Raw genomic sequence first — 26,353 nt, 5'->3', positions numbered from 1 at the left:
TCCTGCGGTCGGCTCAGCTCACGGTCACCGTGACGACCGGCGAGACGGTCGCGCCGCTGGCGACGCGCAGTTCGTTCTTGCCCTTGAGGCCGAGCTTGGCGCGCAGGCCATAGCTTCCGGACGCGTTGGTGACCGTGCTGGCGGGCAGGGCCTTCCACGCCCCGTGCTGCTTCTGCTGCAGGGTGACCTTGCTTCCGGCCTTGAGCCCGGTCGCCTTGCCCGTGATGCGCAGCTCCTGCCACGCGCGCACGTGGGAGAGCGACGCCTTCGCCGTGAGCGTGGCCGGGGCGGGCTCGGCCGCGGTCTGCGACGGGACCGGCTCCGGGCCCGACCCGGCGGCGAGCGCGGCGGTGGCGGGAATCAACAGGACCGATCCGGCGAGGGCGGAGACGGCGGCGGTGCGCAGAAGGCTGTGACGGCGGGTGTTTCGCATAACGGCAGTGATCCCCTTGGGTGTCGGTCAGCACGCGGTCCTCGTCGTGCGACGAGCCGCACATTGATGAACATAAACGTAGGCACCCGACATTGCGATCACCCGGAGAGCGCGTAACGGAATCCGGTAAAACCGGTCACGGCACCGCAACTACCCGCACGGCTCCCCCGCGTTGCCTCTTCCCGGCCTCGTGGTCCGGTCAGCGGCGCGTCAGATGGGCGTGGGTCGCCGCAGCGGAACTGACCAGTTCGGTCACCTGATAGCCGTCGAGCCCGTCGGCCACGTCGTCCAGGAGCCGCTCGCCCCTGCCGACGAGGAGCGGGACGACGACCAGGTGCAGTTCGTCGATCAGGCGGGCGCGCAGGTACTGCTGCACGGTGGCCGGTCCTCCTCCGATACGTACGTCCCGGCCACCCGCCGCCTCGAAGGCACGCGCGAGGACCGTCTCGACGGGCTCATCGGTGAAGTGGAAGGTGGTCCCGCCCTCCATCGCGAGCGAGGGGCGCACGTGGTGGGTGTGGACGAACACGTCGTGGTGGTAGGGCGGGTTCTCTCCCCACCAGCCCTTCCACGACTCGTCCTGCCACGGTCCGCGCTGCGGCCCGAACATGTTGCGGCCCATGATGGTGGCCCCGATGTTCTCCTCGCTGCGCTCGATGCGGTCGACGTCGATCCCCGTCTTGCCGTCGGCGCGGTCGCGCATCGCTGCGATCATCCAGTCGTGCAGCCCTTCGATGCCGTCCCCGAAGGGTTCGTCCAGGCGCTGATGGGCTCCGGCCGCGAAGCCGTCCAGCGAGACGGTGATGTTGTGTACGCGCACCTTCGGCATGAGTTCTCCTCCGGGTGATTCTCCTGGGTGTTTCCCGCTCTCTCATCTTCGCGTCGAACGGACCCCGGCGGGATCGGCACACGCGCGGCCCTCAGATGCCCAGCACGGCCTTCGCCGTCACGAAGTAGATGATCAAACCGGTCGCGTCGACCAGGGTGGTGACCATCGGCGCCGACACCACCGCGGGGTCGATCCGCAGCCGCCTGGCGAGCAGCGGCATCGTGCCGCCGATGGTCGCCGCCCAGCCGCAGATGACCACCAGCGTGATCCCGACCACCAGGGCGATCTTCGCGCTGACGAAGAGCGTGCCCACGACCACCCCGAGGACCGCGAGCAACGAGCCCAGGACCAGGCCGACGCGGCACTCCCGCCATATGACCTTGAGCAGGTCCGATCCGCGCACCTCGCCGACGGCCAGGGCGCGTACGCACGCGGTCGCGGCCTGCGCCCCGGCGTTGCCGCCTGCGCCGATGAGCATCGGGATGAACATGGCCAGCTGCGCGGCCTTCTCCAAGGTGCCCTCGAAGGACTGCGTCACGCTGACGGTCAGGGTCGCCGCGACGAGCAACAGGCTCAGCCACAGCGCCCGGTAGCGCGCGAGCTGCCACACCGACGCGGCCATGTAGTGGCCGGCCCAGGGCGCGGCACCCGACTGCCGTGCCACGTCCTCGGTGTCGGCCGCCTCGATGACTTCGAGCGCGTCGTCGATGGTGAGCAGTCCGACGAGCCGGTTCTCGCCGTCGACGACCGGCAGGTTCAGGTCGTTGGTCTCGCGCATCAGCCGGGCCGCCCGCTCGGCCGAGTCGGTGGCGTACACGGACGCCGGCTCGGTGACGATCAGTGCGGAGACCATCGTCTCCGGCGGGCTGAGCACCAGTTCGCGCAGCTCGGCGATGCCGGTGAGGCGCTGTCCGTCGTCCACGACGGGCAGGGTGTAGACCGTCTCGGCCTGACCGCCCTTCTCCCGTACGACCTCCAGCGCCTGCCGCACGGTGAGGTCCTGCCCCAGCGCCACGACCTCGGGGGTCATGTAGCGGCCGACGGAGCCCTCCGGGTAGCCGAGCAGCGCGGAGGTCATCCGCCGCTCGTGCGCGCTCAGTCCCGCGAGCACCCGCTTGGCGACTTCGGCGGGGGCCTCGCGCAGCATCCTGGCCCGGTCGTCGGGGTCCATGCCCTCGACGAGTTCCAGGAAGGTGCGGTCGCGCAGCCCCTCCAGGATCTGCTGCTGGTCGACCGGCTCCAGCTCCTCGAAGACGGTCAGCGCCCGGTCCTTGTCGAGGAGCCGGAAGGCCATGCCCGCGTCGGCCGTGTCCATCCGGCCGAGCTCGTCGGCGATCACGTGCGGCGGGTTGGTCTCCAACCACTCGAGCGCAGCGTGCAGTTGATGGCTCTTGACTATGTCCTGCAACGATTCGGGGAGTTCCGGATGCAGCTCTTCGGACAGGTTCGTCTGAGGCATGGGGCAGGTCCTCGGCGCAGCGGTGAGACACGACACGGGGCACCCGGGTGGAGAGCGCCGATGAAGGCTACATGGGCCGGATGAACGCCGGGAGGGCGCGTTTCACGGCGGCGGGAGCGGTCACCGCGCCCGCGCGGTCCGGCTGCGGACGAGGCTGATCAGGGAGGGGCCGCCGCGCAGGCACCAGAGCGCGATGACGGGATCGCAGATGGCGCAGCCCAGGGACGAGTCGTGGGCGAAGGGGATGATCGGGTTGCCCTTGAAGTGGTGGAGCAGGTCCCAACCGGTGTGCAGCAGCCAGCCGATGCCGATGAACGTCCAGGATTCCAGGCCGCGGTAGGCGCAGTAGGTGACGGCGGCGGCGAAGGGGAACTCCCAGCCTCCGAAGCCGCCGCCGCTCAGGTAGGCCGCGCCCGCACCGGCCACCATGATGGCGTTGAAGCGGCGCCGGTGCGGTTCGCGGATCAGGGACATGACGAGGGCGTAGAGGACGCCGATCAGTAGCGGGGCGACATAGGTCATGGCCTGCATGGAGTTCCTTCAGTGGTGGTGCGTGTCCGGTCCGTGCCGGGATCACCGCCGAAGTTATCCGGGCCCACGACCGCCTCCCAGTGGCATTAATGACAGCCTTCAACGGGATAGCGCCACTGCCTGAGAAGGGCTCTCTCGCCCGGTCCCTCATCGCCTCCCGGACTCAGGGTGGCGCCTCGCGCCGCCGGTCAGGAGCGACTCGATTCCGTGACCCCGTTCTCCCATGACCTGCCGGCAGTTGGCGGCCTCCGCCGCCGGGCCGAAGGCCTCCTTCGCGCGCCGCGCCGCCACGGCCGCCGCGGTGTCGGCGCTCACGAGGTCGGCGTTGACCGCTGTCGCCGCCGTCATGCCGGCGGCTGCGGACACCATGACTCCGGCCACCAGGTCGGTGACGTTGCCCGCGACCCACACCCCCGCGACGCCCGTGTAGCCGGTCGCGTCCGACTCCACGTAACTCCCCACGCCCATGGGGTGGTTGACGCTCTTCAGGCCGAGCCCCGCGAGCACCGCGCCGCGCGCCTCGAACTTCGGCGCCACGGCGAGCGCCCGCACCGGGATGTGCCTGCCCGAGGCCAGCCGTACGCCGGAGAGCCGGTCCTCCTCGACATCGAGACCGACCACTTCCCCGTCGACCACGGCGATGTCACGGGCGGCCAGCTGCTCCCACTGCTCCTCGGTCAGCTCGCCGGCGGTGTGCAGGAACAGGGTCACCCGCGGCGACCACTGACGGAACAGGAGTGCCTGGTGCACCGCCATCGGGCCGGTGGCCAGGACGCCGATCGGCTCGTCGCGCACCTCCCAGCCATGGCAGTACGGGCAGTGCAGGACGTCACGGCCCCACCGCTCACGAAGACCGGGAACATCGGGCAGCTCGTCGACGAGCCCTGTCGTCACCAGCAGGCGTCGCGCGCCGTGGCTCCGGCCGCCCGCGGTGTCCACGACGAAGCGCTCGCCGACCCGACGGACGCCCGTGACCAGGTCGGACACGATCCGTCCGCCGTATCGGGCGACTTCCTCCCGGCCGATCCGCAGCAGGTCGCCCGGCGCGAGGCCCTCGTTGGAGAGAAACCCGTGCACCCCGTCGGCGGGAGCGTTGCGCGGCTCACCGGAGTCGACCACCAGCACCGTGCGCCTGGCCCGGGACAGGGTCAGCGCGGCCGACAGACCGGCCGCGCCGCCCCCGACCACCAGTACATCCACCTCTGCGTCGACATCCGCTCCGGCAGCCGCGCGCTGGTCGGCGGCGATGTCTCGCTCATTCGTCTCAGTCATGCGGACACCGTGCGCCCGACCTCAGCAGATCGGCAAGCTTCCTTGCTGGTTCAGCAAATGAGAACCTTCACCGATCACACTCCAGATCGGCCGGGTCGACCGCGTCGGCCATCACCCGCATGCCCTTGTCGTTGGGGTGGAGGTGGTCTCCGCCGTCGAGGGCGGGGAGCAGCCGTTCCCGGTCGTACGGGCTGCGGAGCGCCTTGTCGAAGTCGGCGACGGCGTCCAGCTCGCCGCTGCTCCTGATGAAGTCGTTGACCTCCTGGCGCACCGCCTCACCGGCGGCGTCGAACTCCGACCAGCCCTTGAAGGGCAGCACCGTCCCGCCCACGACGCACTTGCCCGCCGCGTGCGCCCGGTCGATGATCTGCCGATATCCGTCGATGAGTTGAGCCGACGTGACCCCGGTGTGAGCCTTGATGTCGTTGATGCCCTCGAACAAGAACACCGTGCGCACGCCCGGCTGGGAGAGGACGTCCCGTTGCAGGCGGGCCAGGGCGCTCTGCCCCGCGCCGTCGGCAAGGACCTTGTTGCCGGAGATGCCTTCGTTGGCGACGCCCTTGACGCCGGTCATGGACGCGCCCTGCAGTCGTCGGGACAGGTAGTCGGGCCAGCGGCGGTTCGTGTCGGTGGTGGACTGCCAGCCGTCGGTGATGGAGTCGCCGAGCGCGACCACGGCGCCCGTGTCCGCCGCGCTCTCCACGCTCACCGCGTCGAGGTAGAACCACGAGCCGATCCGCTCGCTCCAACTGCCCTCGCCCTCTTCGCCCGCGTGGTCGCCGCCGGTCGCGTACGACGTCTGCATGGCCATGCCGTGCCCTGTCGCCTGGCCCGCGGCCTCGGCCACGTACAGGCTGACGACGAGGTCGCTCTGTGCCGCGAGCCGTCCGGGCAACGGATCGCTGGTCACGCTGTCGCCCGGCGCCACCGTGACGGAACGCGCGCCCCCGAAAGTGATCCTGCGGTTGCTGCCGGGGACGAGCCGGGCACCCTCCTCGCGCTTCCCGGCGTACACCTTCCCGAAGGTCACCGGCCGGTCGCCGAACGCGTTGGACAGCCTGACCCGCGGCTGGGAGCCGCCGAGGCTCGTCCGGACGACGAGACGGTAGCTGCGGTCGCCCACCGCCTGGCCGAGCCGATCGGCGCTCGCTCCCCAGGTGACGACCTGATGCCGGGACGCCTCCCCCGCCGCCGAGGCCGACGCCATCGGCAAGCACAGCGCGAGCACGAGCCCGCAGACGACGCCGACCGCCCGGCTCCGCCGCGCGAACCACATCCCGGGCCTCAACTGCCCGCTCCCCGCAGCGTGACGGAGCCTCCGGGCTTGAGGGCGACCTTCCGGGTCACTCCCCCGTACGACACCGTGGTGCTGCGCCCGCCGACGCTGCGCAGCCGCGCCTCGGTGACCTTCCCGGACCGCCAGCGCAGGTCGACGACGAAGCCGCCGCGCACGCCGACGCCGGTGACCGAGCCGGAGCGCGCCCACGCCTCGGGCAGGGCCGGGAGCAGCTCGACGTGTCCCGGGCGCGAGTAGACCAGCATCTCCAGCATCGCCGCCGCCGTGCCGAAGTTGGAGTCGATCTGGAAGATGCCGCGGCCCTTCTCGACCTCGTAGATGTCGAAGAGGTTCATCGCGGTGCCGTTGCTGCCCTCGATGGACGGCCGCAGGTTGTTCACGATCAGCTGGTACGCCCTGTCCGCGTCCTTCAGCCGGGCCCAGCACAGGCTCCGCCAGGCATTGGCCCAGCCGAAGCTCTCCATGCCGCGTGCGGCGAGCAGCGCCGTCGCCCCCTCGATCAGAGCCTTGGGCGTCGACGCGTCGCGGCGGATCCGGTCGCCGGGGAAGAGCTGGACCAGCGGGGAGAGGTGCCGGTGGGTGGTCTCGCCGAGGTTCTCGGGAGACATCCACTCCTCCAACCAGCCGGTCTTCGGGCTGACTTGGGGGAGGTTGAGGCGTTCCTGGAGCGCGCCGACGGTCTTGGCGTGTGCGATGTCCTTGCCGAGGACGGAGCAGGCGGTGCGGTAGTTCTCGAAGAGCGCCCAGACCAGTTCCTGTGCGTACGTGATGCCCTTGGCGTCCAGGGGGCCGTGCTCGGGAGACCAGTCGCTGTCGGCGATCAGGACCTCGCGGCTCTCGCCGGTCGCCTCGTCGGTGACGGTCTCCGTGAGCAGGCGCGCCTCCCAGAACTCGCAGGCACCCTTGAGCAGTGGATGGATCTTCGCGAGGTAGGCACGGTCCTGGGTGAATTCGTAGTGCTCGAAGAGGGAGTTGGCCAGCCAGGCGTTGCCCGCCGGATGCCACCACCAGCCGTTGCCGCCGTGGATGTTGGTGGAGATGGCCACGGTCCAGCCCGCGATCTTCCCGCTGGAGTTGCGGTAGCGGTTGCGCGGGTCGTTGAACAGGGTCCGGGTGAGCTCGGTCCAGGAGGGCAGCTGCGCCAGGCAGTAGTCGGCGTACGCGTCGAAGCAGCTGGACAGGGCCGCCCGGTCGGCCAGCCAGTAGTTCATCTGGATGTTGATGTCCGTGTGGTAATCCCCCATCCAGTCCGGGTCGTTGCCGTCCAGCCACAGGCCCTGGAGATTGAGCGGCAGGCTGTCGCGGGACCCGGCGATCATGAGGTAGCGGCCGAACTGGAGGTACGCAGCCTCGAGTTCGGGGTCCGCCTCGCCGTCCTGGGCACGGGCCTGTACGCGTTCCCAGGTGTCGAGGCCGCGCTGGGTCCGCGACGAGGTGCCGAGCGAGACGCCCATCCGCTCGAACAGGCGCCGGTGGTCGGCGACATGGGAGTGCAGGAGCGTGGTCGCCGAGTGGCGGGCCGCCGCGAGGACCTTCGTCCTGGCGAGGCGTTGCGGGTCGAGGGTGGGGTCGCGGTAGCCGGCTGCCGCGTCGGGTGCGTAGTTGGTGCCGCCGCTGACCACGACCGTGAGCTCCTTGCACCCGGCGAAGGAAATCCGCGAGCCGTCGACGGCCACCGTGCCGGTGGTGCTGTAGGCCGTCACCGCGGCGCCGTAGCGCAGCCCGCCGTCCGGGAAGGCGGCACCGAACGAGGCGGCACGGGGAGGGTGCGCGGTGGTGGTCTCGTCGTGGGTGCCGGTGAGGGTCACCGTTCCGGTGTAGCGGCCGCCACCCGTCTGGGAGAAGTGCAGGACGATCGCGTCGTCGGGATGGCTCGCGAAGATCCGGCGCTGGTACGTCACCCCTGAGCGGACGTACGAGGTGGTGACAAGACCTTGGCTGATGTCGAGTTCGCGGCGGTAGTCGGAGACCGCGGACAGGTCGTGGTCGGGGATGTCCACGGTCAGGCGCCCCAGGAGGGTGAAGGAACCGAAGTCATCTCGCCCGTAGGGGAATTGGCCGTCCGCGTCGAGGGTGGCGTTGCGGCCGCCGGTCCACAGCGTCGCGTCGGTGATGAGCAGCAGTTCGCGGGCCGGGTCGTTGCCGGTGAGCGCACCCAGGCGCCCGTTGCCCACGGGCAGGCCCTGTTCGATCATCGCCCGGTCGGACGCGGGCGCCCGGTACCAGAAGCGGGTCGTCTCCGCATCGGCCAGCAGGGGCGATCCCGCCCGCCGGGTCTCGGGCGCGGAGTCCGCGAAGGCGGGCAGACCGCCGAGTGCGGTGAAGGCGCCCGCGGCGGCGGCCACGGAGAGGATGTCGCGGCGGCTCGGTCTGGGGCGTGGTGAGCGGGTGTGCTGATCGTCGTCCACTAGGCACTCCGTTCAGGAGGAAAGTGCGTGCGGGAGGGAGGAAACGAGCACGGACGTGGGTCAGGACCGCTTCGGTACGTCGATCCGGTCGAGGTCGGGGGCGTAGCCGTCGCCGCTGTCGAAGGTGACCGTGTTGGTCCCGGCCTTGAGGGTCACCGGCACACCGATCGTCTCGGCGGTCCCCCAGTCCCCGGTGGAAGGGAACTTCAGGGCGGTGGAGCCGTTGCCGTTGGCGGAGACCTGGACCGTGCGCGGATCACCGCTGACGTACGCGACGTCGATCACGTAGCGCCCTGCCTTCGGCACCACGATGTCGTTGAACCGGAGTTTTCCGCCCTGGTAGAGGTTGCCGACCTTGCTTCCGCCCGAGCAGGCGGCGCAGTCACCTACGGCCGCGTTGCCGCTGAGGGTGTTGGCCGCGGACTCGGCCTCGTACCCTGTCATCCGCTGCTCGGGGCCGCGCGGCGTGACGGTGAAGAGGCGCGAGCCGTGCGCGGTCAGCGTCTGCGTCACCTTGTCCTTGTACGTGCCGAGGTCCTCGTGGTTCCACAGGTCGCGGACCTTGCCCCGGCCGGAGAAGCCGAGGGACGAGAAGTCGGCGGTGACGGCGGCGGGCGAGTCGCCGAGGTTGAACAGGGCGACGGTGTGGCTGCCGTCGGCGTTCTTCGCGCTCCAGACCTGCCGGTTGCCGGAGGCGGTGATCGGCCTCGCGGGTGGTGTGCTGCCCTGGTTGAGGGCGATGACCTCGCGGTTGGTCAGGAGCGATACGCCGTAGTCGTCGAGGCGGGTGAGGTCGTCGCCGGTGTAGAGGGGTGACTTGGCGATGGCCCACAGCGTCGCGTAGCTCTGCCGTTCGGCCTTGCTCAGGCCGTCCATCTCGCCATTGCCCACGTTCAGGGAGTCGAGGTCGTTCCAGCCGCCGGGGCCGGCGTGCCGGGTCCAGCCGGGTGCGTCGTCCCAGCGGTCGTCGACGGAGTTCTCCCACGACACCAGGGTGTCGCAGTAGCACTCGACGTCCGTGTCGATGCGCCAGCCGTTGGAGTACTTCTTCCAGTCGGCGACGTGGTTGATGTCGAGCGCCCAGGAGATCTCCAGGTGGATCGGGCGCCCGGCCTTGGCTATCGCCTGCTTCCAGGCGGCCACGTCGGCGACGTTGTTGTAGTTGTCGCCGCTCTTGGATGAGCCGGGGCCCACCCCGTCGAGCTTGAGGAAGTCGTAGCCCCAGTCGGCGAAGAGCTGGGCCTGCGAGTCGACGTACTTCTGCGCGCAGGGGCGGGAGAAGTCGAGCTTGTAGGCGCTGTCCCAGCCGTTGGTGGTGCGCAGGTCGTCGTACACGATGTCGGCGGTGGTGCAGCCCTCCGCGTTCCAGATGGGCACCTTGCCCTCGCCGTACGCCTCCTTCTCCAGGCCCACCGGCAGGTAGATGCCCGCCTTCAGGCCCTTGGCGTGGATGTCGTCGGCGACCGGCTTCATGCCGCGCGGAAAGCGGCCCGCGTCCGGTGTCTGGCGGGCGTGGGCGTCGAACTCCGGTTTCCACGCCATGTCGCGCCACCAGCCGGCGTCGATGTTGACGTACTCGTAGCCGTACTTCTTGAGCTTGGACGCCATGGCGTCGGTCTGCTTGAGGACGTTCTTCTCGGTCAGGTAGCTGTAGTCCCCGTCGGGGTTGAGCCCGGGGTACTTCGAGGACTGCATGGACCAGCTGGTCCAGCCCATGTAGGGCTTCTGGGCCAGGTCCGCGGCGGGCGCCGCCTCGGCCACGGGGGTGGCGGCGGGCACGGCCGTCGTCGGACCGGCGGCGAGGGCCAGGACGAGCACGGAGGAGTACAGGGACGACCGCATGGGCCGGACCTCCTGAGATCGGGGGCAGCGTGTCGGGGGGGGGAGAGAGACGTACGCGCGGCTGTGAGGTCAGCCCTTGCCGGAACCGATGGTCAATCCGCTGATGAACTGGCGCTGGAGCGCGAAGTACACCAGCAGCGTGGGGATCGCGGTCAGCAGCGCACCGGCCGCGATGAGGTTGGGGTTGGTGAAGTACTGGCCCTGGAGATTGGCGAGGGCGGAGGTGATCGGCCTCTTGTCGCCGGTGTCGATCAGGGCGAGCGACCAGAAGAAGTCGTTGTAGATCCAGATCGATTCGAGGGTGGCGAGCGCCGCGAAGGCGGGGCGGCACAGCGGGAGCACGATCTGGAAGAACTGCCGCCACACGGGCGCGCCGTCCACGAGGGACGCCTCGGTGATCTCTTTGGGGATCGTCCGCATGTAGTTGCTCAGGACGAAGGTGCAGAAGCCGCACTGGTAGGCGATGTGGATCGCGATGATGCCCCAGACGGAGTCGTAGAGCAGGAACGAGTCGCTCATCCAGCCGGGGAGGCCGATCTGGAGGTAGAGCCGGTACAGCGGGGTGATGAGCACCTGTGCGGGCAGCAGGTTGCCCGCGGTGAAGAACATCAGCAGGGCGATGTTCCACCGGAAGTCGAAGCGCGAGACGAAGAAGGCGACGGCGGCCGAGAAGAGCAGGGTGCCGAGTACCGCCGGGATGGTGATGAGGACGGAGTTCCAGAAGAAGTGCGGCATCCCGGACTGGCTCCAGGCGTCGGAGAAGTTCTCCAGGCTGATGCCGTGCGGCCAGGACAGATAGCCGTGCTTCGCGGTGTCCTCGTAGGGCCGCAGCGAGGTGTACACCGCCCAGAGCAGCGGGACGAGCCACAGGAGGGCGATCCCGCCGAGGAGGACGTGCCGGCCGGTCTGCCGCCGCGGGCGGGGCGGGCCGTCGCCCGAGGGCAGTGCGCTCCGGGTGCGTGGGCCTGCGGCCGGCGGGGTGGCGGTCGCGGTCACTGGTCCTCCTTGCGGAAGGTCTGTACGAGGAAGGCGCAGATGGCGAGCAGGGAGACGACGAGCAGGACGACCGCGAGCGCGGAGCCGTAACCGATGTGGCTGGACTCGCCGATGATGTTGTCGGTGATCAGGAGCGAGAGGAGCTCCATGCCGGGTTTGCTGCCGGTGCCACCGCCCAGGACGTACACGATGTCGAAGGCCCGCAGGGACTCCATGACGGTCACGACGAGGATGATGATGTTGACCGGCTTGAGTGCGGGAAAGACCACGCGCAGGAACGTCTGGCGTCCGTTGGCGCCGTCGAGGGCGGCGGCCTCCTTGAGCGCGGGGTCGAAGCCCTTCAGGCCCGCCAGGTAGAGGATCATGATGTAGCCGGTGTGCCGCCAGGCCGAAGCCACCAGCACGGCCCAGAGGTTGAGGTCCGGGTCGCCGAGCCAGTCGATGTGCTGACCGGGAGCCACTCCGCCCAGGACGCCGTTGAGCAGTCCGTTGTCGGGGTTGTAGATGATCTCCCAGATGAAGCCGACGACGGCCAGCGAGAGCACCATCGGCAGGAAGATCGCGGTCTGGTAGATCCGTGTGAAGCGGATCTTCCGGTCGAGCTGGTAGGCGAGGAAGATGCCGAACGGGGTGGGCAGCAGCGCCGTGAAGAGCAGCCAGACGACGTTGTGCTGGACGGCCGGCCAGAACGGCGGGTAGTTGGTGAAGATCTCCCGGTAGTTGTCGATCCCGGTCCAGCGGATGTCGGAGAGCGCGATGCCGTCCCAGTCGGTGAAGGACAGGCCCACGGAGGCGAGCGCGGGAAGCCAGACGAAGACCAGCAGGGCGAGCAGCGGAATGCCGACGATGACGGTGAGGAAGACGCGGTCACCGGGGCCGAGCCGCCGGGGCCGGGCACGCTTGGACGGGGGCGCTGGGCGCGCTGTGCGCACGGGGGACATGGTGAACCTTCCCGGTCCGGATCAGGCCGTTCGGGCCGTTCAGGCCGTGAAAAAGCGCGGACGCTGGGACTCGATCTTCTTCAGGAGGGCCGCGCCGTCGTCCGGGTGACCGAGCCATTCGGTGAATCCGGGCAGGACGACGGTGGAGATGAAGCCCGGGTCGCTGTCGCGGTCGCCGAACTGGGTGATGTGCTCGGCCGACGCGATGAGGTCGGCGGACTTCTTCTGCAGGGCGTTGTACTTGCCGGTGTCCGCGCGGGAGTTGACGGCTACGTTGCTCGGGTCGACGCCCATGTAGAGGTTCTCGGCCTCGGCGCCGCCGAGGTATTCGAGCATCTTGGTGGCGCCCTTGAGGTTCTTCGGCTTGCGGCTGAGCATGAAGCCGTCGGTGGGGGCCTCGACGGTCTCCTGGCCGTGGGCCGGGTCGACCTCCGGGAAGGCGAAGAAGTCGATGTCCGCGCGCAGCTTCTCGTCGGTGATCTGCTGGCCGAGGAAGAGCCCGATGACGGCCATGCCCGACTTCTTGTCGAACAGCGACTGTGCGGCGTCCTGCCAGGACCGGCCGCCCGCCCCCTGCTGGTAGAAGCCGCTCAACTCGCGCCACAGATCGAGGGTCTTGGTGGTGCGGCGGTCGGTCCAGGCGACCTCGCCCCGCATCAGGTCCATGTGGAAGTCGTAGCCGTTGGCACGGAGATTGAGATAGTCGAAGGCCCCGAGGATCGACCAGCTGTCGCCGCCTCCGTAGCCGGATGCGATCGGCGAGAGGCCGTCCTTCTTCATCTGCTTGGCGAGCGCGGTGAACTCGCTCCAGGTGCGCGGTGCTTCGTATCCCTTTTCCTTGAACACGCTTTTGCGGTAGAAGACGGCCCACGGGTAGTTGTACAGCGGGACGAAGTAGTACTTGCCGTCCTGCCCCTTGGACAGCTGCTTGGCGGCGTCGCTGAATCCGGAGCCTATTTTCTCCCATACGTCGTCGATGGGGTGGGCCAGCTTCTTCTTGGCGAAGTACTGCATGCGGTAGCCCGCGAACCAGGTGAAGACGTCGTCCGGGGTGCCCTGGAGATAAGTGGAGATGCTCTTCTGGAACGTGTCGTGGTCGACGGTGTTCGTCTTGACCTTCAGTCCGCTGTCCTCGGTGAAGGCGCCGGTGACGGCCGCGTAGGCCTTCTCGGGTGTGGCGTCGGCTCCGTTCGACCCGAAGGTCACCGTCTTGGGATCGGCGGCCGGTCCGCCGCCGCAGGCGGTCAGGAGCGGCGCGGCCAGCGCGGCGGCACCGGCCCCGAGGGAGCCGCGGACCACGGTGCGGCGGCTCGGCTCACGGGCGGTGAAGGGTCTGCGGCTCTGCTGCGTCATCGCAACTCCTAGTACGTGTCTATGCCGATGAAGGACTGGATCGCGGTGGCCGCGGCCCCGCGCGCCCACTCCTCGAAGGGCAGCGGACGTGTCATCACGTCGCACTGCGCCGCGGTGCCGAAGGCCGCCGCGGTGAACGCCTCGCGGATCTGCTCGGCGAACAGGTCGTACGCCGCGAGCCCTTCGCCGGAGATGATCACTCGCTGCGGTCCGAGGACGTTGACGACGGCTCCGATGGCGCGGCCGATCGCTTCCCCGGCCCGTGCGTAGGCCTCGCGTGCGCCGGGATCGCCCTGGTGCGCCAGCGCAAGGGCCGCGGCGGAGTCGGCGACCGGGGTGCCGGTCACCTCACGGACGCGGCGGAGGATGGCGGCGTCCCCGGCGATCGCCTCCACGCAGCCGGTGTTGCCGCAGTGGCAGGGCGGACCCAGCGGGTCGATCGGCAGATGGCCGATCTCACCGGCCACACCGTGCGCGCCGGAGACGACCTTGCCGTGCACCACGAGCCCGCAGCCGATGCCCGCGCCGACGGTCACCAGGGCGAAGTCGGAGATTCCCGCCCCGGCGCCGAACCACTGCTCGGCGACGGTCAGCGCGCGCACGTCGTTGTCGACGGTGACGGGCAGTCCGGTGACGGTGGAGGCGAGTTCGGCGAGCGGTACGTCCCGCCAGTCCAGGAAGGGCGAGTAGCGCACCACCCCGGCGGTGCGGTCCACGTCACCGGAGACGGCAAGACCGAGGCCGCGCACCTCCACGCCGAATCCCTCCGCCTCCGTGAGGAGTTCCTGGACGAGTCCGGAGATCGAGGCGAGCACCGCTCCGGGGTCTCGGTCGGTGACCGGGAGGTGGCGGGCGACGCGGATGCGGCAGCAGAGGTCGGTCAGGACGGCGATGATCTCGTCGCCGGTGACCTTGACCCCGATGAACAGGGCCCGCCCGCCGTCGACCCGCACGAGGGTGGCAGGGCGGCCGAGGGAGGGCCGCGCCTCCTCGTCCGCTCCTTCGACGAGGTAGCCGGCCGCCATCAACGGCCGTACCGCCTTGGTGACCGCCGCCGAGGAGAGCGCGGTCCGCCGGGAGATCTCGATCCGCGTGAGCGGGCCGTGGGACAGAACGGTGGTGAAGACCAGGGAAGCGGCAGGTGTGGGTGCCGGAACCACGTCGATCCGAGGGGTCGTCGAGGGGGTCGTCGAGCGCATGGCCGAAACGTAGGGGGTGTTCTTTTCCTCTGTCAATGAAAGAAGCAAGCACCTTTCAAGAAGCACTGTCAGGAGGTGTTGAGCTTCAAATCAGCTACAGAAAGAGGGTGTTGACAGTTGATCGAAGGGCGTGTTGGCTGCCGCATGTTCTCGAGGCGCCATCTCAACGTGAGGATCCATGCCTGTGATCTCCTTCGCCCCTGAGACCGGGGTCTGGCTGCTCCGCACTCCGCGCACGTCGTACGCACTCCGGGTCGACGCGACGGGAGCGCCCTGCCATCTCGCGTGGGGACCACGGCTGACCCTGGCGGAGGCGCAGGAGCTCGCCGCTCCCCCGGCCCCAACCCCCAGCAGTTTCGAGGGACGGCCACCGGTCGGCGAGGAGCTCCCGGTGGACGGCGGGGCACGGTACGGAACCCCTTCGCTTCAGGTGCGCTTCGCCGACGGCACCCGCGCCCTCGAATGGGAGGCGTCAGGCCACCGCGTCCATGAGCCGGCGCCGGGATCGACGGAACTCGCCCTGGAGTTCCGCGACCGCCACTACCCCCTGGGGATCACCCTCCACTACCGCGTCCACGACGACAGCGACGTCATCGAGCGCTGGACCGTGCTGCGCAACACCGGCGAGGAAACCGTGGTGCTGCTGCGCGCCGACTCCGCCGCGTGGACACTTCCGGCGAGGGACGACTACCGGCTCAGCCATGTCACGGGCCAGTGGTCCGCGGAGACCCAGCTGCACCGGGATCGCGTGCCGTTCGGCGAGACGGTGCTCACCAGCCGCAGAGGTGTCACCAGCCATCACGCGAACCCCTGGGTGATGCTGGACGCGGGTGACGCGACCGAGGACCACGGCCAGGTATGGAGCGCGGCCCTGGCCTGGAGCGGCAACTGGCGCGTCACCGTGCAGCGCACCCCGGACGGCCGGGCGGGCTTCACGGGCGGCGCGGGCCGCGACGGAATGACCCAACCCCTCGCACCTGGCGCGGAGTTCACCACTCCGCGCCACGCCGGTCTCTACACGGACGGCGGCTTCGGTGCGACCAGCCGAGCCTGGCACGCGTACGTCCTGGCCCACGTGCTCCCCCACCCTCACGAGACACGGCCGGTGCTCTACAACTCGTGGGAAGCCACCGGGTTCGACGTCGACGAGGCCGGTCAGCTGGCCCTTGCGGCCCGGGCGGCGGAGCTCGGCGCGGAGCTCTACGTCATGGACGACGGCTGGTTCGGCGCGCGCCGCAGCGAGCGCGCCGGGCTCGGCGACTGGACTCCCGCCACGGACCGCTTCCCCGACGGACTCACGCCCCTGGTGCGCGAGGTGCACCGGCTCGGGATGCGCTTCGGCCTGTGGGTGGAGCCCGAAATGGTCAACCCGGACAGCGATCTCTACCGACGTCACCCCGACTGGGTCCTGCACTTCCCGCACCGCACCCGTACCGAGCTGCGCAGCCAGCTGGTGCTCAACTTCGCCCGCCGTGACGTCGCGGACTGGGCGTACGGCTGGCTGACCCGCCTGGTGGGCGACCACGGCATCGACTTCCTCAAGTGGGACATGAACCGCGCGATCAGCGAGGCGGGCTGGCCCGACCAGGCGGACGGCGCGGAGCGCGTGGGGACGGCGTACGTGCACCACCTCTACGACGTCATCGACCGGCTCCGCGCGGACCATCCCGGCCTGCGGATCGAGGCGTGCAGCGGCGGTGGCGGACGCGTCGACCTGGGCATGCTCTCCCGCACCGACCAGGCGTGGACGTCGGACAACACCGACGCGGCGGACCGCGTGTCCATCCAGCACGGCTACGGCCAGCTCTACCCGGCCCGGACGATGGCCGCGTGGGTGACCGACGTGCCCAACCAGCTCACCGCCCGGTCGGTGCCGCTGCGCTTCCGCTTCCATGTCGCCATGGCCGGGGTCCTCGGCCTCGGCGGTGACCTCACCCGCTGGACGGCCGAGGAACTGGCCGAAGGGGTGGCCCTGGTGGCCGAGTACAAACGCGTACGCCACCTCGTGCAGCACGGAACGCTGCACCGGCCGCGCGGCCCGGTCGACGACGGCCTCGCCGCGGTGCAGTACACGGCGGCGGACGGCAGCGAGACCCTGCTCCTGGCCTGGCACCGGACCCCACGCCACGGCACCCCGCGCCCACCGCTGCGCCTCGCCGGTCTCGACCCCACCGCCCGCTACCGCGACACCCGCACGGGCGCGGTGCACTCCGCGACGGTGCTGAGCGGCTACGGCCTGCTGCCCGAGCTGCCGGTCGGCGACTGGGCGAGTGCGGCGGTGCATCTGGTCCGCGTCCCGTGACCGGAAAGCACACCCGCGTCCTGGAGCCTCAACTGACGGCCCGTGTCGGGCAGTTGCCAACCGGGTAGGACGAAGGCGGGGCTGCGTACGCGAAACAGGACTCACGGCGTGACGCCGAGTGGCACCGTTACTGTGCGCAGAAGTCGGCGCGCACGCATCGGGGGGACCGAGTGGCACGTGAACCACGGCGACTGACGTTGACGGAAGCGATCGAGTCACTGCGTCAGGATCTGGCTGCCGCACAGCAGCAGGGCATCGGCAGGACCGTCGGGTTCTCCGTCGACGGCATCAGTGTCGAACTGGACGTACAGGCCGAGCGGAGCGACACCGTCGAGGGCGGGGTCTCCTGGTACGTGACGGCGAAGCGCGGGCGCACCGGCGTGAAGCGCACCGGGACCCGGCTCGTCGTGACGCTGAAGCCACGCGGAGTTCTGCACGTCGGCGATCGGACCGACCGGCCGCGGAACGCTCCGCCGCCTCGCTCCTCGGGGCCTACGGCGGCCGGCACGGGAGAGTGATGCATGGTCGGCTCCGCACGGCTCGTGCCGGACCGGCTGGTGGAGATCAGCGTGCGGGACGACGCAGGGCGGCAGGTCGGGTACGGCTCGGGCTGGGTCATCGACGCGGATCTGGTGGTGACCGCCGCTCATCTGCTGGTGCCCGAGGAGCCCCCCGACGGGCCGACGGCCCCGGGCGGACTGATCGTCGAAGTGCGCCAGGGCATGCACGCGGCCCATCTGCCCTGGCACCCCTGCGAGATCGTCTGGAGCGGCCTGCCGCACCTGCCCGAGCGCCGTGACAGCGGCCCGGCACAAGGTTCCCGTTGGGGCGCCGACATCGGTCCCCTCCCCTCGTTGGTTCCCTCGCTGGTTCCCTCGCTGGACGCCGCGCTGCTGGTCGTGACGGGTTCCGGCTGGGTGCCGCCGGAGCCGGGCAGCGATCCCCACCTCGGCCTCGTCGAAGCCGACATCACCGAGTTCCAGATCTTCGGTTTCCCCAGCTTCAACTACGAGGAGCGGCACGCCCACAATCCCTTTCAGGGCGGTGGCAGGCTCCGGCCCGCCAACCTCGCGCGCTCGGAGCTGATGGCCCTGTACGTGGCGGAGGAGGACTGCCCGGAATCGGGTGCCGACTGGGGCGGCATCTCGGGCGCCGCGGTCCTCGTCGACCAGCGGCGCACCCTGGTCGGGGTCGTCCTGCGGAGCGACATCGGCAGCCGCAGGAAGCTGACCGTCCTGCCGGTCGAGGTGCTGTTGGAGGACGTCGACTGCCGCCTGCGCCTGTCCGAACACACCGGTGGCCTGAGCGAGCCGCGGAACAGGCGCAAGGTCCTTGCCGAAGTCCGGGCTCTGCTGGAGCGGGCGGAGCCCCTGCGCGGGTACACACCCCGGCTGGCGCTGCTGCGCCGGCTGTTCCCGGACGTGGCCGAGGACGCCGAGAGCGCCTGCCTCCCGGGCGAGTGCCTCCTGCCCCTGCTCGTCGACCGGTGCGCGCAGACGCCCACCGGTATGAGCGATCTGGTGGCGGCGTACGAACAAGCGCATCCGAAGGACCGGGCGGTCGCGGCCGGACTGCACTTCCGCGTGGACGAGCTGGAAGCCCTGCGTCAGGTCGGGCCGGAGGGCTGGGTGCAACTGCGCGCCGTCCTGACAAGGTTGTACGAGTCGGACCTGAACGAGATGCCGGTGTCCGCGCTCTACGCACGCGCCACCAAGGCGCTGAGCGAGGGGATGCCCGCGCACTGCGACGGGCTGTGGAAGGCGTTCGTCAATCTGGCGGGCTCCAACATGCCGTCCGAGGGGCTGCCCCCGGCCGTGCACTTCCTCGAACTCGTCGCCAGCGCGGTCGGCGGTGCGACCGCCGGGGAGATCCAGGCGTACAGCCGCGCCTGGGCGCTGCGCCTGGAGACCGCCCGGCAGGGCGGTGGCCCCCGCACGGACACGGGGTGGCCTTCCCTTGCCCTGAGGTCTCCCGCGCCCCAGCGCACCGGCTACCAGGAGCAGGTCGACGCCCTGCGCAGCAGCCTCGTCAAGGCCCCGGTACAGCCCGCCGCTTCCGCGAAGCTCCTGGTCGAACTGGAGCCTGATCCCGGCAACGACCCCGACGACTGGGCGGTGTCCTTCTACTTCCGCTGCCGGCCGCTGCCCGGCACCTGGCTGCGCCTGCCGCTGCCGCACACCGAACGGAGCATCCGCCTCGCTGATCTGCCGGCGCGTCTCGAGCTGGCCAGGGAGCGGCTGCAGCGGGACTACGGCGTGCCCAGGGAGCGGATCGACGTCGAATACGTGCTGCCGCTCGATCTCATCGACCACCCGGACACCTTGATACGGCGCGGCGCGCTGCCGGAGTTCGGGATGTCCTTCCCCGTGATCGTGCACAGCCGGGACCGGATGCGGCACCCGCCCTGGTGCCGGACGTGGCGGGAGCGCTGGCGGCCCCTCAGCGGGCAGCCGGAGGCGGGGCGGCTGCTCCAGCTGGTGCGGGCGCTGAGCGAGGACGGACGGGAGTTCGAGGGCGAGGAGCCGGTGGCGGGTCTGGTCCTCGCCCACAAACCCAGTTCGGTCCAAGGGCGCAAGGACGTCACCAAAGCGCTGCGGCACGGGGTGCCGCTGGTCATGTGGCGTCACGACGAGCGGGCGCAGCCCGACTTCTCCGTGCTGTTCACGCGCATCATGTCCGAAGGAGGGCTCGACGTACGGGAGTACGGTCGGGATGATGGCGGGGGCGATGGCACCGCCCCGCCCTGGACCGCCGGCTGGCATCAGCGGATCGTCATCATCTACGACACGCCGGACGGGTTACCCGAGCTCATTTACGGAGCGGCTTCGTGAACTCGCCACCCAGTGCCAGGCCCCCGGCCCGCACCGTCGCCGCCCCGGGCCCCTACCTGGGCACGGGTTTGCCGCACGAACCCTGCGCCGTCCTTCCCGCTCCCCCGCCGTGGCGGACGTACGCGGGAGGCCCGGACCTGGAGCCGCCGCCCGACGATGCGGCGGAGGCCGAGCGCAGGCTCGGAGCGGCGACGAGGGCGGCGCTGAACTTGGAGACCGCGTCAGGCGAGACGGCCGCGGTGAACGCCGCGCTGTCGCTGCGCAAGCCGCTGCTGATCACCGGCCCGCCCGAAGTGGGCCGGTCGGCGGTGGCCTTCCGGATCGCCCGCGAGCTGGGGCTCGGTCGCGTGCTGCACTGGACGGTGACCGGCGCCTCGGTGCTCCGGGCCGCCCTGTACACGGCGCGGGCCGCGGAGGGCGGGACGAAGGTACGGCTCGGCCCCCTGGGCACGGCGCTGCTCCCCTACGGGCGGCCTCGCGTACTGCTCGTCGAAGGCCTGGACCACGGGGACTTCGACCTGCCCGTCGAGCTGCGCGCGGTGCTGCGGCGAGGCGGCTTCGACATACCGGAGCTGGCCGAGGAGGACTCGGCCGTGGTCACCACGGACGACCCGGGCGTGCCCGCGCCGGTGCCGCGCGGTCTCGTCGCCTGCCACGAGCTTCCGGTCACCGTGATCACCGCGGGGCGGGACAGGGTCTTCCCGGCCGAGTTCGTCGCGGACTGTCTGCACTGGGAGCATCCGGTGCCCACGACGGCGGAACTGACGGCGACGGTCAGGAGCCGGGCCGGGCTCACCGACGACGCCGACCCTCGCCTGCTGGCCCTGGTGGCGGAGCTGGCCGATGCCTGGTCCGCCGACCCCCGCGCGCTCGGCCGGCTGACCGCCGCCCAGGCCCTGGACGCGGTGGCGCTCGCCGCCGCCGGTCCTTGGCCGCCCGATGAGACCCCGGGCGCCGTCGCTGCCCGCCTGCTCGACCTGCTGCGGGGCCCGGCCCCGGGAACACCATGAGCGACCGCCGTCTCCTGGACCGGCTCGACGGCGCTGTGCTCGGCCGGCCCCTGAGCGCTTGGGACCGGCCCCCGGCGGGCGCGGCTTCCGGGGACGCCCCGGACTGGGCGGCCGTCGCGCGCAGCGTGCACCGGCTGGGCCACGCGGACGGCGGCCTGGAGCTCAGCCTGGTCCTCGACACAACTGCGGGGATGGCGCTGTGGGAGCCGGTGACGTCCCGGCTGCACGCCGTGCTGCGGGGCCAACGGGGCCTGCGCGTGACCGAGTTGCCCTGGGACGGCCGGCCCCCGCGCTGCCGGGGCCCGGACCGCTTCCCGGCCACAAGCCGCAGGCGGCTGATCCTGGTCGTCACCGACGCCCTCGGCCCGGCGTGGCAGGACGGCACCGCTGCCGCCACCGTGGCCCACTGGGCGAGCCGGCATCCGGTGGCCTGTGTCCATCTGCTGCCGCAGCGACTCTGGTCACGGTCCGGTCTGCCCATGCGACGGATCCGCCTCCCGGCTCCCGGCCCGGCCACCCCGGGCCGTGAACTGCGCGGCATCCTCGTCGGCGACAACGCCCTCGCCCCGCACGACACGCCGCTGCCGTGCGGGACCGTCCCGCTCCCGCTGCTCCCCTTGCGCGGCCGTTGGCTCGCGCGCTGGTCCCGATGGCTGACGGGCGGCGCCGACGGCTTCACGGAGCTACCGGCGTACGCGATTCCGCCGCTGGCCGCGCCAGGACCGGCATGCGTGTCCCCGGGGGCCGCGCCCGCCGCCGACCCCGCGGCCCAGGTCGCCGCCTACCGGGCGGGCTGCTCGGCGACCGGGCCGGCGCTCGCGTCTCTGCTGGCCGCCGCGCCCTTGACGCTTCCGGTGATCCGGGCACTGCGGGAGCGGTTCGCGCCGGGCGCCGGATCCGCCGATCTGGCCGAGTTGCGGGCGTTCGGCCTGCTGGTGCCCGTGCCGGACGGGAGCGGCTTCGACATGGACGACGGGGTGCGGGAACTGCTGCTCGACGGGGCCCGCCGCACGGACACCCAGCGTGTCCTGATGTCACTCGACGAACTCGTCCCGGAGGCGGCCGCCCAGGTACGGCCCGGCCCGAAGCGCGGCTACTTCACCGCGGTGGTCACCTCACCGACGACCGCACCGATTCCCGCCGTGAGCGCGGCCAACGCCCGCCTCCTGCGGATCGAACAACTCGCCCTGCGCGCCCTCGCGGGCCCCTTCCAGGAGCGCGCCCGGCTCCTGGGACGGGCGCTGGCGCACCGGCACAGTGAACGGGCAGCCACCATCGCGTCCGCCGACGCCGGCACCCGAGCCCAAGGGGGAGGATCCATGCCCAGCGCGCCCGTCCCGACCGGAAACCCACCACGCGATCCGCAGGCCCCACCACGGCACGCCCCGTCGTCACCCGCCGTGTGGGAGAACATCCCCCCGCGGAACCCCAATTTCACCGGCCGCGAGCGCCTGCTCGGAGAGCTGGCGGAGCGCCTGGACTGCGGCGGTACGGCGGCGGTGCTGCCGGAGGCGATGTACGGACTCGGCGGCATCGGCAAGTCCCAACTGGCCGTCGAGTACGTCTACGTACACCAGAGCTCCTACGACCTGATCTGCTGGATACCGAGCGAGCGCACCTCCGGCATCATCAACGGTTTGGCCCAGCTGGCCCCGCGCCTCGGCATCAGCCACGGATCCGACGCGAGCACCACGGTGCCGGCCGTCCTCGACGCGCTGCGCCGCGGGGACCCGTACAGCCGCTGGCTGCTCGTCTTCGACAACGCCGAGAACACCGAGACGCTGGCGCCCTTCCTGCCCAACTCCCGGCTCGGAGCCGTCCTCATCACCTCGCGCAACCCGCACTGGGACAACGTGGCGCGCTGTCTCGAGGTGGACGTCTTCGAGCGCGGCGAGAGCATCAAGCTGCTCAACAAGCGCGGCCCCGAACTCACCGAGGAGGACGCCGATCTGCTCGCGGACGCGCTGGGCGACCTGCCGCTGGCCATCGAGCAGGCCGCGGCGTGGCGGGCCGAGACGGGGATGCCGGTCCAGGAGTACCTGCGGCTGTTCAAGGAGAAGCGCAGCGAGCTGCTCTTCGAATCCGCGCCCTACGCCTACCAGCAGTCGATCGCCACCGCCTGGAACGTCTCCCTCGACCACGTGGAGCAGACCAACCCCGATGCCATCCAACTCCTCCAGGTCTGCTCCTACTTGGCGCCCGAGCCCATTCCCCGGCACCTGTTCTCGCACGTGCACCGGGGCTCCATCGCCCCGCAGCTGGACGCGGCCCTCGCGGATCCGCTGCGCCTGAGCCGGGCCGTCCGGGAGATCAAGCGGTACTCGCTGGCACGGGTGGACCTGCGGACCGACTCCCTCCAGATACACCGGCTCGTACAGGCCGTGCTGATCAACCGCATGACGCCGCTGCAGCAGGATCAGATGAAGCGCGGCGCCCAGCTGCTCCTCGCCTCGGCCGATCCGCGCAATCCGGAGTCCAACACGACCTGGAACCGCTACTCCATGCTCTATCCGCACGCCGTGGCCGCCGACGCCGTCCACTCCACTGATCCCTGGGTGCACAGCCTGGCGGTCAACATCGCCAAGTATCTGCAGCGTTGGGGTGATCACGAGAGCGCGCGGCGATTCACCGAGGAGGCCTATGACGCCGCCCGCGAGCTCTTCGGCCCCGAGGACGACAAGACGCTCACCCTCGCCTTCTGGCTCGGCTGGACCCTCTTCAGCATGGGCCGCTACGAGGAGGCCGCCGAGATCAACAGGGCGACGCTCGCGGCGTACGAGTCCGCGCAGCTCCCCTCCCGCATTCCGGTGTCCGAGACGCGGGAGAGCCATCTCGACGCCATGGGGGCCGTCGCCGCCGACCTGCGGGTCACGGGTGACTTCGACGAAGCCCTCGCGCTGACCCAGCGGGTGTACGACCAGGCGACGGCGGCCTTCGGCGCGGACGACCCGGCAACCATGAACGCCGCGCACAACCTCGGAGTCTGTCTGCGGCTCGTCGGCCGCTTCCAGGACGCGTACGAACTGGACTGCACCACCTGGGAGCTGAAGCAGAACCTCCTGGGCACCGACCACGAACTGACCTTGCACACCCGGGTCGGCCTGACCATCGACGAGCGCGAACTGGGCCGCTACGCCTACGCCCGCGACCGGCAGGAGGAAGTGGTCGCCCAGTACGCGCGGCAGGTGCAGGCGGACACTCCGGCCGCCCTGCACGCCAAGCGCGTCCTGGCGGTGACCCGGCGCAAGGCGGGCGACCACCCCGCGGCGCTCGAGATCTCGGAGGAAGTACTTCAGGTGATGGTCGGCCGGTTCGGCCAGGAGCATCCGGACACGATCGCCGCGTCGCTCAGCCTGTCGGTGGACCTGCGGCACGACGGGCAGCTGGAACGGGCCCGGGAACTGGCCGACGGCTGCTGCCACCGCTATCGGCGCATCTTCGGTCCGCAGCACCCGCACACCGTCTCGGCGGAGGCCAACCTCGCCATCACCCTGCGTCTGGACGGGCACCCGCAGGAGGCCTACGAGATGGACCTGCGCGCCCACGCCGATCTGGCCGAGAAGCTGGGCGAGCAGCACCCGCTGACCTTGGTCGTGGCGACCAACCTGGCCAGTGATCTGGCGGCGCTGCACCGGTACGAGGAGGCGCTGGCGCTGGGCACGGCGACGCTCGCACGGTGCACCGAGGTGCTGGGGGCCACGCACCCGTCCACGCTCAGCACTGCCGCGAACCGGGCGCTGGACCTCCGCTCGCTGGAGCGGCACGAGGAGTGCGACGCGCTGCTCGGGCCGATCCTGGACGAGTTGCGGACGCAACTGGGCGCCACGCATCCGGCGGCCACGAACCTGGCCGACCTGACGCGGGCCAACTGCTACATCGACCCACTACCGCTGTAGCGGCCGGGAGCGGAGCTGTCGGGGCCAGGGCGGAAGGAAGACACCAGCCGCACCGGATCGACACTGCCGCCGCCTCGTTCGGCGTACACCGCCCTCACGAACTCCGGGCGGGTCAGCAGGACGTCCGCCGCCGGGTGGCGCTCGGCCCGCAGCGCGAGGCCGAGGCCGACCCATGCCTCGGGTGTCCCCTCCTCGACGACGCGGGCCTCGAACCGCTGCCGGGCCCAGCCCGTGTCACCGGTGACGAGAGCGACGTCCTCCGGGCGGGCGCCTTCGACCACCGCACCCGGCGCCGAACGCAGCGCGCGCAAGGCCTCGGGGTCGACGAGCAGGCGGCGCGACAGCACGGCACGGGTGTCGAGACCCCGCCGCGGCTTGCCCGGCACGATGACGTCGGCGTGTCGGGGCGGCACGAGCGGGACGCGGCCTTCCTCGTACGCCTTCGCGGCGCGCGTGACCGCGTCCGCATCCGCCTCGACGTGATGGGCCCGCCAGGACGCGTAGTGGTCGGCGGCGGCGTATCGGGCCGCGTCCAGTGCCTGCGGGTCGACCGGCTCGTCCTGCCAGGCGGTGAGGCGTGCCGTCAGCTCGTCGATCAACTCCCGCCCCAGGTCGGTGAGTCGGTCCACGTCACGGATGCCGTGCAGTGCCCGCAAGGTCTGAGCGCGCCACAGGGCGTACTCGAACGCGCCCAGCGGAGTCGGCCTGCGCCGGTAGAAGCGAGTGACGCCGAAGAAGGCGTACACCCCTTGCAGGAGACCGCCGAGCGGGCGCGGATCGTCACGCCAGGGGGCGTAGAACCGCTCGGTGCCGCCGTCGCGGTAGAGGGTGAACAGATGCATGAAGGCGCCGAGTTTGTTGTGCTGGAACTCGTGCACCAGGGTTGACGCGAACTGTTCCGCGTCGTCGGGCTCCGAGGCGACGACGGCGCCGAACGCGTCGCCCGACGAGGCGCTGTGCGGGCGGTACGGCTCCGCGCGTGGCTGGGGCACCACCGAGCTGAGGCCCTTGGCCGCGGCCCGGGCGGTCTCCGGGTCGTCGTGGGCGAGCAGGCGCCAGGCCTCGGTGAAGAGCGCGGCGTAGCGGTCGGCCGTGCGCAGGGGCTGCGGCGGCTGGGGGGCACGCAGCCCGCGGTAGGGGTCGAGGTCGTCAAGGACGGCCGTGCATCCGTCCCCGCTCAACTCACGCAGGGGGTACCAGCCGGGCCCGCCCCGCCGCACCTTGTCGACCAGCACCGCGCCCGCCTCCGCGGACACCTGGGCGCTGCCCCAGCGGCCCTCGGCGGGCGGCACTTCGGCGCCGCCCAGCATCGGCAGCACCACCCACCCGTCGCGCACCGGCACCGTGGTGCGGAAGTCCAGCCCCGCGAGCACGGCGGCGGATGCCGCCACCGCGTGCAACTGGCCGAGCTCCACCCACAGGGGGGACTCGCCCGTCACGCTGCCGCGCACGCGGCGCAGGGCGTACGCGGCCCATGTGCCGACGGTGGGGTACAGCAGGAGGCGCTCCACCGGCTCGGCGTCGGCCTCCCAAGCACGGGTCAACAGCCGCCAGCCGTCGGCGAGGGGAGGAAGCGGAGCGGTGGGCACGCCGTCGGCGGCATCGACGAGCGCGCGCAGGAGAAGCAGGCGCCAACTGCGCTCGGCGGCACGCAGCGCATCCACCGCCTCCGCACCGCAGGCTCCGGACAGCAGACCGCGGTACGCCTCAAGGCCCAGACGGTGCGGCCGTGGCGGTTGCGCGTCGACATGCAT

General features: G+C 70.9%; 18 protein-coding genes. 5 read left to right on the top strand and 13 right to left on the bottom strand.

What is annotated here, in order from left to right; translation table 11 throughout:
* Window positions 1-13: 13 nt before the first annotated feature.
* The 12 genes from ACIGXX_RS04515 to ACIGXX_RS04460 form a co-directional block, all read right to left on the bottom strand.
* A complete protein-coding gene (locus ACIGXX_RS04515; protein ID WP_399972623.1) occupies window positions 14-433 on the bottom strand; it encodes a hypothetical protein in 420 nt (139 codons plus the stop codon).
* Window positions 434-632: 199 nt separating this feature from the next.
* A complete protein-coding gene (locus ACIGXX_RS04510) occupies window positions 633-1,262 on the bottom strand; it encodes a dihydrofolate reductase family protein (RefSeq protein ID WP_366464113.1) in 630 nt (209 codons plus the stop codon).
* Between the two features lie 91 nt (window positions 1,263-1,353).
* Window positions 1,354-2,721: a magnesium transporter gene (mgtE, locus tag ACIGXX_RS04505; protein WP_399972620.1), complete on the bottom strand. Its 1,368-nt coding sequence runs from the start codon at window positions 2,719-2,721 to the stop codon at window positions 1,354-1,356.
* A 120-nt stretch (window positions 2,722-2,841) separates the two neighbouring features.
* Complete coding sequence (locus tag ACIGXX_RS04500) at window positions 2,842-3,243, bottom strand: DUF6010 family protein (RefSeq protein ID WP_351157911.1); 402 nt, start codon at window positions 3,241-3,243, stop codon at window positions 2,842-2,844.
* Window positions 3,244-3,399: 156 nt separating this feature from the next.
* A complete protein-coding gene (locus tag ACIGXX_RS04495; RefSeq protein ID WP_399972617.1) occupies window positions 3,400-4,524 on the bottom strand; it encodes an NAD(P)/FAD-dependent oxidoreductase in 1,125 nt (374 codons plus the stop codon).
* A gap of 67 nt (window positions 4,525-4,591) precedes the next feature.
* Window positions 4,592-5,731: an SGNH/GDSL hydrolase family protein gene (locus ACIGXX_RS04490; RefSeq protein ID WP_399972838.1), complete on the bottom strand. Its 1,140-nt coding sequence runs from the start codon at window positions 5,729-5,731 to the stop codon at window positions 4,592-4,594.
* A 77-nt stretch (window positions 5,732-5,808) separates the two neighbouring features.
* Window positions 5,809-8,229, bottom strand: a complete 2,421-nt coding sequence (locus tag ACIGXX_RS04485; RefSeq protein ID WP_399972614.1) for a glycosyl hydrolase family 95 catalytic domain-containing protein — start codon at window positions 8,227-8,229, stop codon at window positions 5,809-5,811.
* 60 nt (window positions 8,230-8,289) lie between these two features.
* A complete protein-coding gene (locus ACIGXX_RS04480) occupies window positions 8,290-10,071 on the bottom strand; it encodes an alpha-galactosidase D (RefSeq protein WP_399972611.1) in 1,782 nt (593 codons plus the stop codon).
* Window positions 10,072-10,140: 69 nt separating this feature from the next.
* On the bottom strand, window positions 10,141-11,067 hold the full coding sequence (locus ACIGXX_RS04475) for a carbohydrate ABC transporter permease (RefSeq protein ID WP_383824292.1): 927 nt from the start codon (window positions 11,065-11,067) through the stop codon (window positions 10,141-10,143).
* On the bottom strand, window positions 11,064-12,008 hold the full coding sequence (locus ACIGXX_RS04470; protein ID WP_383824289.1) for a carbohydrate ABC transporter permease: 945 nt from the start codon (window positions 12,006-12,008) through the stop codon (window positions 11,064-11,066). The genes ACIGXX_RS04475 and ACIGXX_RS04470 overlap by 4 nt, the downstream gene beginning before the upstream one ends.
* A 39-nt stretch (window positions 12,009-12,047) precedes the next feature.
* Window positions 12,048-13,361 (bottom strand): ABC transporter substrate-binding protein, encoded by a 1,314-nt coding sequence (locus ACIGXX_RS04465; RefSeq protein WP_399972606.1) that lies wholly within the window; start codon window positions 13,359-13,361, stop codon window positions 12,048-12,050.
* Window positions 13,362-13,369: 8 nt separating this feature from the next.
* Window positions 13,370-14,560: an ROK family transcriptional regulator gene (locus ACIGXX_RS04460; RefSeq protein WP_351155921.1), complete on the bottom strand. Its 1,191-nt coding sequence runs from the start codon at window positions 14,558-14,560 to the stop codon at window positions 13,370-13,372.
* Window positions 14,561-14,738: 178 nt separating this feature from the next.
* On the opposite strand from ACIGXX_RS04460, the gene ACIGXX_RS04455 reads away from it, so the two are divergent.
* From ACIGXX_RS04455 to fxsT, 5 genes are all read left to right on the top strand, one after another.
* The gene (locus ACIGXX_RS04455; protein WP_399972603.1) at window positions 14,739-16,862 is read left to right on the top strand and encodes an alpha-galactosidase; all 2,124 of its coding nucleotides are present in this window, start codon (window positions 14,739-14,741) and stop codon (window positions 16,860-16,862) included.
* Between the two features lie 197 nt (window positions 16,863-17,059).
* Complete coding sequence (locus ACIGXX_RS04450; RefSeq protein ID WP_351155927.1) at window positions 17,060-17,380, top strand: trypco2 family protein; 321 nt, start codon at window positions 17,060-17,062, stop codon at window positions 17,378-17,380.
* A gap of 3 nt (window positions 17,381-17,383) precedes the next feature.
* Window positions 17,384-19,693, top strand: coding sequence for a hypothetical protein (locus tag ACIGXX_RS04445; RefSeq protein ID WP_366464120.1), 2,310 nt, complete (start codon window positions 17,384-17,386; stop codon window positions 19,691-19,693).
* A complete protein-coding gene (locus tag ACIGXX_RS04440) occupies window positions 19,690-20,703 on the top strand; it encodes a MoxR family ATPase (protein ID WP_399972599.1) in 1,014 nt (337 codons plus the stop codon). Before ACIGXX_RS04445 ends, ACIGXX_RS04440 begins: the two co-directional genes overlap by 4 nt.
* Window positions 20,700-24,599 carry an FxSxx-COOH system tetratricopeptide repeat protein gene (fxsT, locus tag ACIGXX_RS04435; protein ID WP_399972596.1) on the top strand — a complete coding sequence of 1,300 codons (3,900 nt, stop codon included), beginning with the start codon at window positions 20,700-20,702 and terminating at the stop codon, window positions 24,597-24,599. The genes ACIGXX_RS04440 and fxsT overlap by 4 nt, the downstream gene beginning before the upstream one ends.
* Here fxsT and ACIGXX_RS04430 read toward each other — a convergent pair.
* Window positions 24,575-26,353, bottom strand: a complete 1,779-nt coding sequence (locus ACIGXX_RS04430; RefSeq protein ID WP_399972593.1) for an HEXXH motif domain-containing protein — start codon at window positions 26,351-26,353, stop codon at window positions 24,575-24,577. The two genes, fxsT and ACIGXX_RS04430, sit on opposite strands and share 25 nt — an antisense overlap.

The sequence above is a fragment of the Streptomyces sp. NPDC055243 genome (assembly GCF_044544025.1).
In the GTDB taxonomy this organism is placed as follows: Bacteria; Actinomycetota; Actinomycetes; order Streptomycetales; family Streptomycetaceae; genus Streptomyces.
This window is presented reverse-complemented; position numbering and strand designations above follow the sequence as displayed.